Origin of the sequence: Actinacidiphila acididurans (genome assembly GCF_016918855.1) — a bacterium.
GTDB classification, from domain to species: Bacteria; Actinomycetota; Actinomycetes; order Streptomycetales; family Streptomycetaceae; genus Actinacidiphila; species Actinacidiphila acididurans.
Genome location: NZ_JADKYB010000002.1, coordinates 384880 through 399394, shown reverse-complemented (window position 1 = coordinate 399394; position 14515 = coordinate 384880). Strand labels below are relative to the sequence as shown.

9 protein-coding genes are annotated in these 14515 nt (G+C 73.1%); 2 read left to right on the top strand and 7 right to left on the bottom strand.

Features of this window, described 5'->3' with window-relative positions; translation table 11 throughout:
* Nucleotides 1–196: 196 nt before the first annotated feature.
* The 5 genes from ilvC to ITX44_RS04720 all read right to left on the bottom strand — a co-directional run bounded on the left by ilvC (nucleotide 197) and on the right by ITX44_RS04720 (nucleotide 8324).
* Entirely contained in the window at nucleotides 197–1195 is a 999-nt protein-coding gene (ilvC, locus tag ITX44_RS04740; protein ID WP_205355699.1) for a ketol-acid reductoisomerase, read from the bottom strand.
* Nucleotides 1196–1257: 62 nt separating this feature from the next.
* Complete coding sequence (ilvN, locus tag ITX44_RS04735) at nucleotides 1258–1785, bottom strand: acetolactate synthase small subunit (RefSeq protein WP_205355698.1); 528 nt, start codon at nucleotides 1783–1785, stop codon at nucleotides 1258–1260.
* 98 nt (nucleotides 1786–1883) lie between these two features.
* Nucleotides 1884–3755, bottom strand: a complete 1872-nt coding sequence (locus ITX44_RS04730; protein WP_205355697.1) for an acetolactate synthase large subunit — start codon at nucleotides 3753–3755, stop codon at nucleotides 1884–1886.
* Between the two features lie 243 nt (nucleotides 3756–3998).
* Complete coding sequence (locus ITX44_RS40775) at nucleotides 3999–6962, bottom strand: putative bifunctional diguanylate cyclase/phosphodiesterase (RefSeq protein WP_236060105.1); 2964 nt, start codon at nucleotides 6960–6962, stop codon at nucleotides 3999–4001.
* 363 nt (nucleotides 6963–7325) lie between these two features.
* On the bottom strand, nucleotides 7326–8324 hold the full coding sequence (locus ITX44_RS04720) for a 2-hydroxyacid dehydrogenase (protein WP_205355696.1): 999 nt from the start codon (nucleotides 8322–8324) through the stop codon (nucleotides 7326–7328).
* 48 nt (nucleotides 8325–8372) lie between these two features.
* Here ITX44_RS04720 and ITX44_RS04715 point away from each other — a divergent pair, with 48 nt between their 5' ends.
* Nucleotides 8373–9365, top strand: a complete 993-nt coding sequence (locus tag ITX44_RS04715; RefSeq protein ID WP_205355695.1) for an aldo/keto reductase — start codon at nucleotides 8373–8375, stop codon at nucleotides 9363–9365.
* Nucleotides 9366–9624: 259 nt separating this feature from the next.
* Complete coding sequence (locus ITX44_RS04710) at nucleotides 9625–10791, top strand: PQQ-dependent sugar dehydrogenase (RefSeq protein ID WP_307795097.1); 1167 nt, start codon at nucleotides 9625–9627, stop codon at nucleotides 10789–10791.
* Nucleotides 10792–10896: 105 nt separating this feature from the next.
* On the opposite strand, the gene ITX44_RS04705 is transcribed toward ITX44_RS04710, so the two are convergent.
* A complete protein-coding gene (locus ITX44_RS04705; protein ID WP_307795096.1) occupies nucleotides 10897–13878 on the bottom strand; it encodes a helix-turn-helix transcriptional regulator in 2982 nt (993 codons plus the stop codon).
* A gap of 191 nt (nucleotides 13879–14069) precedes the next feature.
* Nucleotides 14070–14303 (bottom strand): hypothetical protein, encoded by a 234-nt coding sequence (locus tag ITX44_RS04700; RefSeq protein WP_205355693.1) that lies wholly within the window; start codon nucleotides 14301–14303, stop codon nucleotides 14070–14072.
* Nucleotides 14304–14515: the final 212 nt, after the last annotated feature.

Below are 14515 nucleotides of genomic sequence, written 5' to 3'. Positions count from 1 at the left end.
CGACGCTGTGAGCCTGACGCGCTTGTTAAGGGAGTGTATCGGCGACCTGAATCAGGCCCTGCGCCGAATTGGCAGGATCACCCGGAGGGGTTGCTTCGCTTCGTACAAAGCCCCCGGCCGCAGGCAGCCGGGGGCCCGTACGGGTGAGGCCCGATCGGGCCCGGTCACTCGCCCGGGCGCGGCCTCGGCGAGGGGCTTACGCCTCCTCGTCCACCCAGCTCATCAGCTTGCGCAGCTTCTTGCCGGTGGTCTCCAGCAGGTGGTTCTCGTCCGCCTTCTTGTATTCGTTGTACCGCGGCAGACCCGCGTTGTACTCGGCGATCCAGTTGTTGGCGAAGGAGCCGTCCTGGATCTCGGCCAGCACCTTCTTCATCTCGGCCTTGGTGGCGTCGGTGATGATCCGCGGGCCGGTGACGTAGTCGCCCCACTCGGCGGTCTCCGAGACCGACCAGCGCATCTTCTCCAGGCCGCCCTCGTACATCAGGTCGACGATGAGCTTGAGCTCGTGCAGGCACTCGAAGTAGGCGATCTCCGGCTGGTAGCCGGCCTCGACCAGGGTCTCGAAGCCGGCCTTGACCAGCGCGGAGGTGCCGCCGCACAGCACCGCCTGCTCGCCGAAGAGGTCGGTCTCGGTCTCCTCGGTGAAGGTGGTCTTGATGACGCCGGCCCGGGTGCCGCCGATGCCCTTGGCGTACGACAGCGCCAGCGCGAACGCCTTGCCGGTGGCGTCCTGCTCCACCGCGGCGATGCACGGCACGCCGCGGCCCTCCTCGTACTGGCGGCGCACCAGGTGGCCGGGGCCCTTGGGGGCGACCATGCACACGTCCACCCCGGCGGGCGGCTTGATGAAGCCGTACCGGATGTTGAGGCCGTGGCCGAAGAACAGCGCGTCGCCGTCCTTGAGGTGGTCCTTGATGGACTCCTCGTAGACCCGGGCCTGGATCGGGTCCGGCACCAGGATCATGATGACGTCGGCTTCCTCGGCGGCCTCGGCCACGCTGACCACCCGCAGGCCCTGCTCCTCGGCCTGGACCTTGGACTTCGAACCCTCGTGCAGCCCGACCCGGACGTCGGCGCCCGAGTCGCGCAGCGACAGCGCGTGGGCGTGGCCCTGGCTGCCGTAGCCGATGACCGCGACCTTGCGGCCCTGGATGATGGACAGGTCGGCGTCGTCGTCGTAGAACAGCTCGGCCACTTCTGGTTTCTCCTTGATCGGGGTTGTACCGCCCACCGTACGACCGGTGGGTGCGGGAGGGCTCACGCGGACCGGTCGAGGGCCCGCAGCGAGCGGTCGGTGATGGAACGGGCTCCGCGCCCGATGGCGATGGTGCCGGACTGGACCAGCTCCTTGATGCCGAACGGCTCCAGCATCTTGAGCATGGCCTCCAGCTTGTCGGCGCTGCCGGTGGCCTCGATGGTGACCGCCTCCGGGGAGACGTCCACGGTCTTGGCCCGGAAGAGCTGGACGATCTCCACGATCTGGGAGCGCGTCTCGTTGTCGGCCCGGACCTTGGCCAGGACCAGTTCCCGGTGGACGGCCGCCGCCGGGTCCAGCTCCACGATCTTCAGCACATTGACGAGCTTGTTGAGCTGTTTGGTCACCTGTTCCAGCGGCAGCTCGTCGATGACGTTGACGACGATGGTGATCCGGGAGATCTCCGGGTGCTCGGTGGTGCCGACGGCAAGGGAGTCGATGTTGAAGCCGCGGCGGGAGAACAGGGCGGTGATCCTGGCCAGGACGCCGGGCTTGTTCTCCACCAGGACGGAGAGGGTGTGCTTGGACATGTGCGGGTTTCCCTGTCGGCTCGGGCCGGCTCGTCGGCGCGCGGTCGGTGGTCTCGGTGTCGGGGTGACTGGGTGACGTCTCGGTGCGGGGCGCCCGGTCAGTCCTCCAGCACGTCGCCGAAGTCGGGACGCACGTCACGCGCGGCCATGATCTCGTCGTTGGAGGTGCCGGCGGCCACCATCGGCCACACCATCGCGTCCTCGTGGACGATGAAGTCCACGACCACCGGGCGGTCGTTGATCGCGTTGGCCTCGGCGATGACCTTGTCCAGGTCCGCCGGCGACTCGCAGCGCAGGCCCACGCAGCCCATCGCCTCGGCCAGCTTGACGAAGTCCGGCACCCGGGTGCCGCGGCTGGGGCCGGCGCCGACGCCCCGGGTCGAGCCGGGCGCCTCGGTCGCGCCGTCGTGCAGCACCGTATTGGAGAACCGCTCGCCGTAGAAGAGGTTCTGCCACTGGTGGACCATGCCCAGGACACCGTTGTTGATGATGGCGACCTTGATCGGGATGTTGTTCAGCGCGCAGGTGGTCAGTTCCTGGTTGGTCATCTGGAAGCAGCCGTCGCCGTCGATGGCCCACACGGTGGCGTCCGGGCGGCCGGCCTTGGCGCCCATGGCGGCGGGCACCGCGTAGCCCATGGTCCCTGCGCCGCCGGAGTTGAACCAGGTGCAGGGCTTCTCGTGGTTGATGAACTGCGCGGCCCACATCTGGTGCTGGCCGACGCCCGCCGCGTACAGCGTCTCCTCCGGGGCCAGCTCGCCGATCCGCTGGATGACCTGCTGCGGGGACAGGCTGCCGTCGGCCGGCAGGTCGTAGCCCAGCGGGTAGGTGTTGCGCCAGAAGTTGAGCTGCTCCCACCACTCCGTGTAGTCGCCGCGGTGGCCGGTCTCGTGCTCGGCCTGGACCGCCACGATCAGGTCGGCCAGCACCTCGCGGGCGTCGCCGACGATCGGCACGTCCGCGACCCGGTTCTTGGAGATCTCCGCCGGGTCGATGTCGGCGTGCACCACCTTCGCGTACGGCGCGAACGTCTCCAGCTTGCCGGTGACCCGGTCGTCGAACCGCGCGCCGAGCGCCACGACCAGGTCGGCCCGCTGCAGGGCGGTGACCGCGGTGACGCTGCCGTGCATGCCGGGCATGCCGACGTGCTGCGGGTGGCTGTCGGGGAAGGCGCCCAGGCCCATCAAGGTGGTGGTCACCGGGGCGCCGGTCAGCTCGGCCAGGATCCGCAGCTCGGCGGTGGCCCGCGCCTTCAGGACGCCGCCGCCGACGTAGAGCACCGGGCGCCGGGACTCGTTGATCAGCCGGGCGGCCTCGCGGATCTGCTTGGCGTGCGGCTTGGTCACCGGGCGGTAGCCGGGCAGGTCCTGCTGCGGCGGCCAGGAGAACAGCGTCTGGTTCTGCAGCGCGTCCTTGGTGATGTCGACCAACACCGGGCCGGGGCGGCCGGTGGCGGCGATGTGGAACGCCTCGGCGATCGTGCGCGGGATGTCGGCGGCCTCGGTGACCAGGAAGTTGTGCTTGGTGATCGGCATGGTGATGCCGCAGATGTCCGCCTCCTGGAAGGCGTCGGTGCCGATGGACTTCGACGCCACCTGGCCGGTGATGGCGACGATCGGCACCGAGTCCATGTGGGCGTCGGCGATCGGCGTCACCAGGTTGGTCGCGCCCGGGCCCGAGGTGGCCATGCACACCCCGACCTTGCCGGTGGCCTGCGCGTAGCCGGTCGCGGCGTGCCCGGCGCCCTGCTCGTGCCGGACCAGCACGTGGCGGACCTTGGAGGAGTCCATCAGGGGGTCGTACGCCGGCAGGATCGCGCCACCGGGGATGCCGAATACCGTGTCGGCGCCGACGGCCTCGAGGGAGCGGACGAGCGCCTGCGCACCCGTCATGCGCTCGGCGGGGGCGGTGGGCGCCGCGGTGCGGTTCCGCGGCTGTGGGTGGTGGGACCCGGTGGCCTGCTCGGTCATCTGCGTTCTCTTCTCTCGAAGATGAGGGTTTGCTCGGGTCCGGACGGCAAGGGCCGGACCATTGGGGGGCCGGGGTGTCGCCGGCGCAACGCCGGACAACAAAAAACCCCTCGTGCCGTGAGGCAAGCGAGGGGAGCGCGCCGGTGGGGGTGAGGCCTGGGGCCTCGGTCAGCCGACGCGCTTTCCAAGTACGAGAATTCGGGTGCGCATGGCCTTGACCTTCCTCCGGTGGCCCGGGGGGTGTCAAGCCGGTGGGACGGGCGTCTCAGCATTCGAACGTCTCGGGGCGGGTGGCAGGGTGGTGGAGGTGACCTGTTCACGGGGTGTTTCCCGGGGTACGGGGAAGCGGCCGCGGGTGAGCGAGCCGCGCAGCCGATGCTCGTCCAGGGGGCCGGAGAAGGCCATGCCCACGCCTTGGGTGCAGCCCATCTCGCGCAGGGCCTGCACCTGCTCGGGGCGGTCCACGCCGTCGGCGACGGTGCGCACGCCCAGGTCGGCGGCGATCCGCAGCAGCCCGCGGGTGATCTTGTGCAGCCGGGTGGACTCGACCAGGCCGTCCACGAAGGAGCGGTCCAGCTTGACGGCGTCCACCGGGAGGCTGTGCAGGGCGGCCAGCGCCCCGTGGCCGCCGCTGAAGCCGCCGAGACAGATGCCGACGCCGAGGGCGCGCAGGGCGGCCAGCCGGCGTTCCAGCTCGGCGTGCGGAATGCCCGGGTCGCCGCCGGTCAGCTCCAGCAGCAGGGCGCCGGGGGGAAGGGCGTGCCGGCCGAGCAGGGTCTCGATGGTGTCGGGGGGCAGGTCGCGGTGCAGCAGCCGGCCGGCGGACAGCCGTACGGTCACCGGGACGCAGTGGCCGGCCGCGTACCGCAGCGCGGCTTGGGCGACGGCCTGCTCCAGCAGCCACCGCCCCAGCTTTAAGCTGCGGTCGGTGTCCTCGGCGGCGTGCAGGAACTCCGCGGGGGTGAACAGGATGCCCTGTGCGGAGCGCCAGCGGGCCTGGGCCTCCACTCCGGTGATGCGGCCGCCGGACAGGTCGACCACCGGCTGGTGCAGCAGGGTGAACTCTCCGTCGTCCAGTGCCCGCCAGACGCGTCCGGCCAGCTCGGTGCGGCGCACCATGTCGGCGCGCAGTTGCGGGACGTACACCTCGACCCGGCCCTTGCCGCCCTGCTTGGCCCGGTACATCGCCAGGTCGGCCTGGCGCATCAGCTCGCCGGGGCTGACGCCGGGCTCGGCGAAGGCGATGCCGACGCTGGCGCCGACCCGCACCTCGCCGCCCTCGTGGCCGGCGATCGGGTACGGCTCGGAGAGCACGGCCCGCAGCCGGTCGGCGATCTCCCGGACCTGCTGCTCGCGCAGCCCGCGGTCGTCCTCGGGGCCGGTGATCAGGGCCGCGAACTCGTCGCCGCCCAGGCGCGCGGGGGTGTCGCCGGCCCGCAGGGCCTCGCGCAGCCGGCGTGCGGCCTGCACCAGCAGTTCGTCGCCGGTCTGGTGGCCGGCGGTGTCGTTGACCGCTTTGAAGCCGTCCAGGTCGACGTAGAGCACCGCGGGCCGGCCCTCGCCGGTGCGGCGGCCGGACAGCGCCTGGCCGACCCGCTCGGTGAACAGGGCCCGGTTGGGCAGGTCGGTGAGCGGGTCGTGGGAGGCACTGTGCTGGAGCTGGGCCTGGAGCCGCACCCGCTCGGTGACGTCGCGGCTGTTGAAGATCAGGCCGCCCTGGTAGCGCTTGACGCTGGACTCCACGTACAGCCAGCCGGGGTCGTCGCCGCCCGCCGCGGCGCCGTCGGTGATGTCCTGCCCGGTGGCCGCGTCGAGGTCGGCGTCTGCGGCGGTGTCGGCGCGGGCGGGAGCGCCCGGCCCGGTCGCGGCGTCCCCGCGGGTGTCCTGCGCCGGCACCAGGGCCGGGTCTCCGGCGGCCGGGTCCTTCACTGCGCCCTTGGCGCGGCCCGAGCGGATCCGGCACTCGATCCGGGTGGCGGCCTCCTCCCCGGGTGGCGCGGCCAGGAAGCGGCGCACCTCGTGCACCACCCGGCCCAGGTCGTCGGGATGGATGTGGGCGGCCAACTCGGTGCCGACCAGCTCCTCCGGGTCCCGGCCGTAGACGCCCTGCGCGGCGGGGCTGACGTACCGCAGCACACCGGTGGGGGCGGCGATCATGATGACGTCGCTGGAGCCCTGCACCAGGGAGCGGAAGTGGTTCTCCTGCTGGGCGAGTTCCTGGGTGAGGGCGATGTTGTCCAGCAGCATGATGCCCTGCCGGACCACCAGGGCCAGCACCACGGTGCAGCCGGTGAAGAGCACGACGCGGTCGCCGGTGTGCCCGGTGATGACGTTGTAGAGGATGCCCAGGGTGCATACGGCGGCGGCCAGGTACGGGGTCAGGGCGCTGAGCGAGCCGGTGCCCCGGTGGCCGGCGGTGCGGCGGGGAGGCTGCGGCTGGCGGGTGCCGACCCAGGGCGCGTACGCCATCAGCATGCTGCCGGCGAACCAGCCCGCGTCCAGGATCTGGCCGGAGCGGTAGTGGGCGCGCAGCAGCGGCGAGGTGAACAGCGCGTCGCACAGCACGGTCACGGCCAGCGCGGCGATGGCGGTGTTGACGGCCGCGCGGTTGACCGCCGAGCGCCGGAAGTGCAGTGCCAGCACCATGCTGACCAGCACGATGTCCAGCAGCGGGTAGGCCAGCGACAGCGCGGTGCGGGCGGTGCTCGGGCCGTCGGCGGAGGCGGTGCGGGCCAGCGCCAGGCTCCAGGACAAGGTGAGCAGCGAGCCGCCGATCAGCCAGGTGTCCAGGGTCAGGCACACCCAGCCGGCCCGGGTGACCGGGCGCTTGGCCAGCACGAGCAGGCCGATGATGGCGGGCGGCGCGAACATCAGGAAGCAGAAGTCGGCGACCGAGGGCTGCGGCACCGGCTCGCGCAGCACCACCTCGTACCAGCCCCAGATGGAGTTGCCGAGGCCGCTCATCGCCGAGGAGAAGGCGAACAGCAGCCAGGCCGGCCGGGCCGGGCCGGCCACCCGCCGCCCGTACAGCAGCGCGGACACGCACGCCGTGGCCGAGGCGGCGGCGAGCCCGAAGTCGCCCATGATCAGGGCGAGTTCACCGGTGCCCCAGCCGAGGGCCGCGCCCGTGGTGTAGCCGCCGCACAGCAGCGCGACCAGAAGCTGCGGCAGGAGTCCGGTACGGCTCTCGCGGGCCTGCGGCGCCATGATCACCGCCTGGGTGGCGCTCACCGCGCGGCCTGGTGGCGTCGGCGCGGTGTGGCGGTCCGCGCTGTGGTGGTCAGGTGTGCGCCGTGCATTGCCCGTCGCCCCCCTTTACTTGCTCGTCGTTCTCAACGTCGCGTCCGCACTGTCACGGTTGCTACGTGCCCCCGGATTCGGACGATACACCAGATTCGTCACTCAGGGACAGGGGTTTTCTACTGAGCGTAATCAGATCGGGGGTCACTGAACACCGCGCGCAGTCACTCGGTGCCGGGCTCATGCCGGCCGCATAGGCGGGCGGCCGTGCGGCGGCCCCGGTGCCGGCCGGGCGCGGGCGGCGCGCGGAGGCGGATCGGGAGAGGCGGATCAGCTCACCGCGACGACGTTCTCCAGTGGCAGGCCGGCCGCGAACCGTTCGAGCTGGCCGCGTACCAGCCGCTCGGCGCGGGGCAGGAAGGCCGAGGTGGAGCCGCCGACATGCGGGCTGATCAGCACGCCCGGCGCGTGCCACAGCGGGTGGCCGGCGGGCAGCGGCTCGGGGTCGGTGACATCCAGTGCCGCCGTGAGCCGGCCGGACTCGGTCTCGGCGAGCAGCGCCTTGGTGTCGACCACGGGTCCGCGGGCCATGTTGACCAGCAGCGCGCCGTCCTTCATCGCCGCCAGGAAGGGCGCGTTGACCAGACCGCGGGTCTGCTCGGTCAGCGGCGTGGTGAGGATCACGACATCGGCGTGCGGGAGGAGCGCGGGGAGTTCGTCGAGCGCGTGCACCGGGCCGCGGGCCGTCGAACGCGCCCCCCGGGCGACCCGGACCACCTCGCACTCGAAGGGCACCAACCGGTCCTCGACCGCGGCGCCGATCGAGCCGTAGCCGACGATGAGCACCCTGCGGTCGGCCAGCGCCGGGTAGAACCCCGCGTACCACTTCTCGTTGTCCTGGCCGCGCACGAAGCGGGGGATGCCGCGCAGCGAGGCCAGGGTCAGGGTCAGCGCGAGTTCGGCGGTGCTGGCCTCGTGCACCCCGCGGGCGTTGCACAGGCTGACGCCGGGCGGGAGCTGCCCGAGGTGCGGCGCGATGTTGTCCACGCCGGCGCTCAGTGTCTGCACCACCCGCACGCTGCGCATGTGCGGCAGCGGCAGCGCTCCGGCGGTCGGGCCCTGCATGTACGGGACGACGTAGAAGACCGCCTCGCCCGGGTCGGCCGGGAAGTCGGGGGTGGTGCCGTCCCAGTACACGTAGTCGAAGGCGTCGGGCAGCCCGTCGATGTCGGCGGGCGGGAGGGACAGCCACACCTGCGGGCGGCGGCCGGGGGCGGCGGAAACGGTGGTGCCGGGGGGCAAGGGGCCGGTGGTGGGTGTGTCGGTCATGGTCAGGAGGCTATGACACAGTGGGGGCGCTTGAGGGAGGTCGGGCGGGTGGAGCGCAGGACGGTCGGGGCGTCGGCGTTGGCGGTGGGCGCCGTCGGGCTGGGGTGCATGCCGATGAGCTGGGCGTACACCCCGTCACGGCACGGCGGCGAGGCGTCGCTGCGGGCGGTGCACACCGCGCTGGACCACGGCACCACTTTGCTGGACACCGCCGACATGTACGGGCCGTTCACCAATGAGTTGCTGCTGGGGCGGGTGCTCAAGGAGCGGCGGAGCGAGGCGTTCGTCGCCACCAAGTGCGGCCTGCTGGTCGGCGACCAGCACATCGTGGCCAACGGCCGCCCCGGATACGTGCGCAGGGCGTGCGACGCGTCGCTGCGCCGGCTGCAGACCGACGTCATCGACCTCTACCAGTTGCACCGCGCGGATCCCGAGGTGCCCGTGGAGGAGACCTGGGGCGCGATGGCTGAACTGGTGTCCGCCGGGAAGGTGCGCGCGCTCGGGCTGTGCGCCGTGGGCGCGCGGGCCGAACGGCGCGGTGGCGGAAAGCTGTACGACGGGACCCTCCGCCAACTGGCCCGGGTCCAGCAGGTGTTCCCGGTGAGCAGTGTGCAGGCCGAGCTGTCGGTGTGGGCGCGCGAGGCGCTGGCCGAGCTGCTGCCCTGGTGCGCCGCGCGCGGCATCGGCTTCCTGGCCGCGATGCCGCTGGGCAATGGCTTCCTCACCGGCACCCTCACGCCCGGCCAGGGCTTCGAGCCGGGCGACCTGCGGGCCCGGCACCCGCGGTTCACCGCCGAGATGATGGCCGCGAACCAGCCGATCGTGGCCGGACTGCGCCGGGTGGCCGCCCGCCACGGCGCCACGCCCGCGCAGGTCGCCCTCGCCTGGACCCTCACCCAGGCGCCCGGTGTCGTGCCCGTGCCCGGCGCCAAGTCCGCCCGCTGGACCGCGGAGAACGCGGGCGCCGCCGACCTGGTGCTCGACCGGGCCGACCTGGCGGAGATCGCGGCGCTGCCGCCGGCCCTCGGGTCCTGGGACTGAGCCGGCCGCACCGCCACGGGCGGCCGCCGCTTCGTGATCGAATCGCGTCCGCCCACATACCGGAACCGCCGCGTCGGCGGGCCGCGGTGTGGTGTGCTTGCCTGGACCGAGGGAGCCAGTGACGTTGCGAGGACCAGCAGTGAGCCGTACCGCCGCCGCCCGTGCCCGTGTACGTACTGTCCGTGTCCCCGGCGGGGTCGTACGTCGCCGGGGCGCTGCGGGGGTGCGGGGTCCGGTGGTGGGGGTACGGGCCGGTGTCGTGGCCGCTGTCGCCGTCGTCCTGCTCGCCGGGTGCGACGGCGGGGGCGGTACGACCTCTCCGCTGCTCTCGCCGACCGGCCGGCCCGCGCGCACCTCGGCCGCCGCGCCCGCGCCTTCGGCTTCCGCCGCCTCACCGTCCGGCGCGACTCCCTCGGCCGCGCCCGCCAGGGGTACGGCCACGGTGACCGGGACCGTGGCCACGCACCTGTCCACCCCGTGGGGCGTGGCCCAACTGCCCGACGGCGCGCTGCTGGTGGCATCCCGGGACAGCGGCCGCATCTCGCGGGTCGACCCGGACAAGGGGACGGTCGCCGAGGTCGGTTCGGTGCCGGGCGTGAGCCACCCGCAGGGCGGGGAGGGCGGGCTGCTCGGGCTCGCGGTCTCGCCCGACTTCGGGTCGGACCAGATGGTCTATGCGTACTTCACCACTGAGTCCGACAATCGCATCGCGCGGATGATCTACGATCCGTCGCGGCCGGCCGGGGAGCAGCTCGGGGCGCCCGACACGATTGTGCGGGACATTCCCAGCGGGACCCTGCACAACGGCGGGCGGATCGCGTTCGGGCCGGACGGGATGCTCTATGCCGGGACCGGGGAGACCGGCAACCGCTCGCTCGCGCAGAACATGTCCTCGCTCGGCGGGAAGATCCTGCGGATGACGCCGGACGGGCAGCCGCCGCAGGACAATCCGTTCCCCGGATCGCTCGTCTACTCCCTCGGTCACCGCAACGTCCAGGGGCTCGCCTGGGACCCCGCGGGCCACCTGTGGGCCTCCGAATTCGGCCAGGACAAGTGGGACGAGCTCAATCTCATCGAGCCCGGGAAGAATTACGGTTGGCCCGTCGTCGAGGGCATCGCCCACAACCCCGCCTACGTCGACCCGGTCGCCCAGTGGCCCACCGACCAGGCCTCCCCCAGCGGCATCGCCTACGCCGCCGGCTCCATCTGGATGGCCGCCCTCAAGGGCGAACGCCTCTGGCGCATCCCCCTCAACGGCACGCACACCGCGGCGCCCCCGCAGGCCTTTTTCACCCACACCTACGGCCGGCTCCGGACCGTGGTAGCCCTCGACGATCACACGTTGCTCTTGACCACGAGCAATACGGACGGGCGCGGGACGCCCAAGCCCGGTGACGATCGTTTGCTCCGCGTCTCCGTGAGCTGACCCGTCTCCTCGTCCGTACGGTTGGCCGGGCCCCGGCTCGGGGGCCCTCTGCCCTGTTTGCTTCTCGCCGGCGCCGCGGAAATGAGGGGGCGCCGGCGTCGGGCGTCAGGCGGGGGGAGGGAAGAGGCCTAGGCGGTGGGCGGTAGTGGCGGCTTCGGTGCGGGTGGAGACGTGGAGTTTGGCGAGGATGTTGGAGACGTGGACGCTGGCGGTTTTGGGGGAGATGAAGAGGGTTTCGGCGATTTGCCGGTTGGTGCGGCCGTCGGCGACGAGGCGGAGGACGTCGCGTTCGCGGGCGGTGAGGCCGAAGGCGGGGGCGGGGGCGGTGGTGGGGTGGACGAGGGGGAGGCGGGCGCGCTGGGCGAGGCGGGTGATGTGGTCGGTGAGGGGGCGCGCGCCCGCGCGGGAGGCGGCGGCGTGGGCGTCGGCGAGGAGGCAGCCGGCGGTGTCGCGGCCGTCGGGGGCGCCCGTGGCGAGGAGGGCCTCGGCGTGGCGGTGGCGGACGGCGGCGAGTTCGACGGGGCGTTCCTGGCCGGTGAGGGCCTGCTCGGCGGCGGCCCAGGGCGCGGGGTCGAACCGGCCTTCGGCGCGGGCGAGTTCGGCGTCGAGGAGGAGAGCGTAGGCCTCGCACAGCGGGACGGGGCGGGGCAGTTCGCGGGCGGCGGAGCGGATCCGGTCGAGCACGGCGGGATCGGCCTGCCCGCTGTCGGCCTCGGCGGTGGCGCCGGCCAGCAGCAGGGGCCAGGTGTAGCGGGAGGTCCCGATGGGGAAGCCCGCGGCGAGCGCGGCCAGCAGTTCGCGGCGGACGTCGGCGTACCGCCCCTGCGCGGCGGCCACCGAAAGCGTCAGGGTCCGCAGTGGAATCGCGTGCTGCGGCTGGGTGTCGTGGACGAGCCCCTCCGCCGCGGCGGCGAGGTGCCGGGCCGCCGCCTCGGTGTCACCGGTGGCGAGCGCGCGAAAGCCCCGCTGGATCTCGATACAGGCCCGCAGGTAGACGCTCTCGACCAGGCGGACCGCCTCGTCCAGCGGCGCGGCGGCCTCCTCGTACCGGCCGAGGGCCAGCAGCGACTCGCCCTCGTTGGTGAGCAGCCAGGACCGGGTGATGTGCGAGACGGTGTCGCCGACCAGGTCCTTGCCTTCGCGGACCACCCGCACCGCCTCGGTGGAGCGCCCGGCGCCCTCCAGCGCGGAGGCGAGGTTGCCGTAGGTGCGGGAGATCATGCCGGGCGGCGTGGGCTGTACGGCGACCACCCGGCGGACGTCCTCGACCTGGACCAGGCCGCCCTCGACGTCACCGCCGTCCGCCTGGAGCATGCCGAGGGTGACCCGGGCCTGGAGTTCGGTGTCGTGGGCGCCGCTGGCCCGGGCGAACTCGACGGCCCGGCGGGCGATGGCGATCCCTTCCGTACCGGACTTGTGGACCATGATCCAGCCCGCTATCCGGGCCAGCACATCGGCGTGCGCGGCGGACGGCGGCAGGTCGCGGACGAGTTCGCGGGCCCGGGACAGCTCCTCCCAGCCGTCGCCGCGGCCCAGGTCCTCGGTCAGCCGCGAGCGCTGGGCCCAGAACCAGGCGGCGCGCAGCGGGTCGGGGGCGTCGGCCCGCTCCATGAGCTTGAGCCCGCGCTTGGCCACCGACCAGGCCCGTTCCCGCTCGCCGCCCATCCGCGCGGCGACGGTGACCTCGGCGAGCAGGTCGAGGAAGTCGAGCGGGGCGCCCGGCTCGCGCGGCGGGTACGACTCGGCGTGGTCCACCGGCCGCAGCCGGTTCCGTACCTCCTCGGGCGCGTCGTCCCACAGCTCCAGCGCGCGTTCCAGCAGCCGGTACTGCTCGGCGTAGGCGTGCCGGCAACTGGCCTCGGCGGAGGCGTGCAGCACCGCGGGCAGGGCGCGGGCCGGGTCGTGCGCGGCGTACCAGTAGCTGGCCAGCCGGGCGGCGCGCTCGTCGGCGCGGACGAGCGCGGGGTCGGCCTCGACGGCCTCGGCGTAACGGCGGTTGATCCGGCTGCGCTCGCCGGGCAGCAGGTCGTCGCCGACCGCCTCGCGGACCAGGGAGTGGCGGAACCGGTAGCCGTCGCCGCTGTCGGTGGGGAGCAGGATGTTGGCGCCGACCGCGGTGCGCAGCGCGTCGAGCAGGCGGTCCTCGTCCAGCCCGCAGATCGCCTCCAGCAGCCGGTACTCGACGGTGTCGCCACCCTCCGCGACGAACTTGACCACCCGCTGGGCGTCGTCGGACAGCGCCTCGACCCGCACCAGCAGCAGGTCGCGCAGGGAGTCGCTGATGCCGGTGGCGCAGCCGCGGCCGAGCGAGCAGGCCAACTCCTCGACGAAGAAGGGGTTGCCGTCGGAGCGGGTGAAGACCTGGTCCACCACGGCGGCGTCCGGTTCGGTGCCCAGGATGGCGGCGAGCTGGCGGCGGACCTCGTCGTGGCTGAACCGGGGCAGCTCGATCCGGTCGACGGTGCGCAGCCGGTCGGTCTCGGCGAGGAAGGGCCGCAGCGGGTGGCGGCGGTGGATGTCGTCGGCGCGGTAGGTGGCGGCCACCACCACCCGGGAGCGCTGGAGCGAGCGGAAGAGGTACGCCAGCAGTTCGCGGGTGGAGCGGTCGGCCCAGTGCAGGTCCTCCACGACCAGGACCAGGGTGCGGGCGGTGCCGAGGCGTTCCAGCAGCCGGGCGGTCAGTTCGAAGAGCCGGACCCTGCCCTCCTCGTCGTGCGCGTCGCGCGGCAGGCCGCCCTTCTCGCCCAGTTCGGGCAGCAGCCGGGCGAGTTCGGCCTCCTGTCCGGCCGCGGCGGTGATCAGCTCGGCGCCCAGGGTCCGGTACAGGGCGCGCAGCGCGGTGGAGACCGGGGCGAAGGGCAGCCCGTCGGCGCCGATCTCGACGCAGGCGCCCAGCGCGGTGACCGCGCCCGCGTCGCGCGCGGCGGTCAGGAACTCCTCGGTGAGCCGGGTCTTGCCCACGCCCGCCTCGCCGCCGATGAGCACCGCCTGCGGCTCGCCTCGATCCGCCGCGGTCAGGGCGGCGCCGAGCCGGGTCAATTCGGTGTCCCGGCCGATGAACACGGGGCTGAGCACTTGCGTCTGCACAGCCCCGAGGATGGCATGCCCGACCTGGCCGGGGACACCGATTACCCCCCGGCCGGCCCCGCCCCCGATTCCGCTTCCGGTCGCGCCGCCCGGTGTTCCGGGGGCCGCTTCCGTACCGGGCCCGTTCCGCTCTTGATCGGGCGGTGCGGCACCGGCCGCCGGGGCGGCGGCCGGTGCCACGGGGGCGGCGGTCATGACGCGGAGCGGGGGTGGAGCACGCGGTGCACCCGGCCCGGGGAGCGGCGGGGGGAAGAGGCTCCCTCGGTATCGGTGCGGGTGTCGGTGCGCACCGCGCGCCCCGTTCCGGTACGCCGCTCCCGGCGCTCGGCGGCGCGCGCCGCGCGTGCGTCGCGGGCCAGCCGCCACTGGTCGGCACGGTGCTCGAACTCGTTGCGGCGTTCCTGGTAGATCTCGTAGGCGAACATCGTCAGGCCCTTCGTTTCCGTCGTCTTTTCGATGCATTCAGCTTCGTCTCCAAGGGGGGTGCCCCGCATCGGGCACCTTCCCGAACTTCGCCGCCCGCCCGGGCCTCAGACGACCCCGCCCACCCCCGCCTGCGTCCCCAGTCCACCTCAGATCCGGCCCCGGGGGTCCTTAGGTGTCCCCCGTTCGGGCGCCTCGACGCCTGAGGGTCCTT